The sequence below is a fragment of the Streptomyces sp. NPDC057743 genome, from assembly GCF_042798755.1.
Classification (GTDB): Bacteria; Actinomycetota; Actinomycetes; order Streptomycetales; family Streptomycetaceae; genus Streptomyces.
In genome coordinates this window covers 1-1,413 of sequence record NZ_JBHVJX010000122.1, presented here as the reverse complement: position 1 = coordinate 1,413, position 1,413 = coordinate 1, and the positions used below count along the sequence as shown (strand labels likewise).

Sequence of the window (1,413 nt, the reverse complement as noted above, 5' to 3'; positions counted from 1 at the left end):
CACCCACTTCACCGCCCCCGGAGGACGCCCGGGGGAAGCATGACGCACCCAGCCAACCAGCTCTACGACGAAATCACCTACATCGCCTACCACTTTTGATAGGGCTCGGGTCTGTAAATTTGGGCGCGGCGGCGGGCGGCTGATGTGAAGCTCCCCTCCTACTGTGGAGACCGTGACCGGAGGGATAGTTGAGGTCATGGCATCCAAGAAGCGCCTTTACGATGCGGAGTTCCGCGAGGGGGAGGTACGGATCGGGAGGGAGCGATTCCGGAGGTGGCTGCGGATCTGGGCATCCATGCCGGGATGCTGCACAGCTGGGTGTCGCGGGCTCGGCGTAACGGCTCGCCGTCGTCGGACCGGCCGGTGGCCGAGCCGCCTGGTGGTCGTCTGCGGGAGAGTGAGCGGTCGGAGCTGGAGCGGCTGCGGGCCGAGGCGGGGGAGAAGGACAAGCGCATCCATGAGCTGGAGAGGGAGCATGATGTGTGCAAGCGATTCGTGGCCTTGTGGGTGAAGTAGCTGACGTGGCCCCGGCCGTCGCGGTCGGGGTGATCAGCAGCTGCAAGGCCGAGCAGAAGATTCCGTACCGCGCCGCCTGACGCGCTTTGGGGTGTCGGAGTCGTGGTTCTACAAGTGGCGCGACCGTCCGCCCACCGCGCGGGAGATACGCCGACAGCACCTGGCAGAGGAGATCGAGGAGATCTTCCGCGACTGGGGCGGCACCTACGGCTCGCCGAAGGTATTCATCGAGCTGATCCGCCGAGGATGGTAGGTGTCGGTGAACACCGTCGCCAAGCTGATGGCCGAACTCGGCCTGGCCGGGCGGAAGATCCGCCGGCGCCGGGGCCTGACCCGGCCGGGCAAGCGGGAGGCGGCCCCGGACTTCGTGCGCCGCGACTTCAGCACCGAGGAGCCCGACCTCGTCTGGGCGGGCGACATGACCGAGATCGACACCGACGAGGGCAAGCTCTACCTTGCCACCGTCATCGATCTGTTCTCCCGTCGGCTGCTCGGATATGGCGATGGGCGCCTGGCACGATGCCGAACTCGTTGTCGCGTCCCTGCACATGCCGCGGCCACCCGAGGTGGCGACGTCCGTGGCGTGATCATGCATACGGACAGGGGCAGCGAATACTGCTCGGGGAAATTCCGGCGGGCCTGCCGCAAGCTCGGCGTGATCCAGTCCATGGGCAGAGTCGGATCTTGTTTCGACAATGCCGTGAGCGAGGCGTTCAACAGCGTCCTCAAGGTCGAGTACATCCACCAGCGGGGATGTCAACTGGCTTGTGTGTGATCGGTGTTGTGCTTGATGGTCCCGGTCCCTGTCTTTGGTTACTGTCTGTTGATGTTGGTCAGAGGGGTGCCGGTCGCCGAACCGGATCTTGAACTGGTTCATGGCGCGGGTTCAGCCGAGGG

3 protein-coding genes are annotated in these 1,413 nt (G+C 65.3%); all 3 read left to right on the top strand.

Features of this window, described 5'->3' with window-relative positions:
• Positions 1–273 precede the first annotated feature (273 nt).
• The 3 genes from ACFVFQ_RS38760 (at position 274) to ACFVFQ_RS38750 (ending at position 1,291) form a co-directional block, all read left to right on the top strand.
• The gene (locus tag ACFVFQ_RS38760) at positions 274–516 is read left to right on the top strand and encodes a transposase (RefSeq protein ID WP_383425424.1); all 243 of its coding nucleotides are present in this window, start codon (positions 274–276) and stop codon (positions 514–516) included.
• Between the two features lie 91 nt (positions 517–607).
• The gene (locus ACFVFQ_RS38755; protein ID WP_383425423.1) at positions 608–769 is read left to right on the top strand and encodes a hypothetical protein; all 162 of its coding nucleotides are present in this window, start codon (positions 608–610) and stop codon (positions 767–769) included.
• Positions 770–1,291, top strand: a complete 522-nt coding sequence (locus tag ACFVFQ_RS38750; RefSeq protein WP_383425421.1) for an IS3 family transposase — start codon at positions 770–772, stop codon at positions 1,289–1,291. It begins immediately after the preceding gene.
• Positions 1,292–1,413 lie beyond the last annotated feature (122 nt).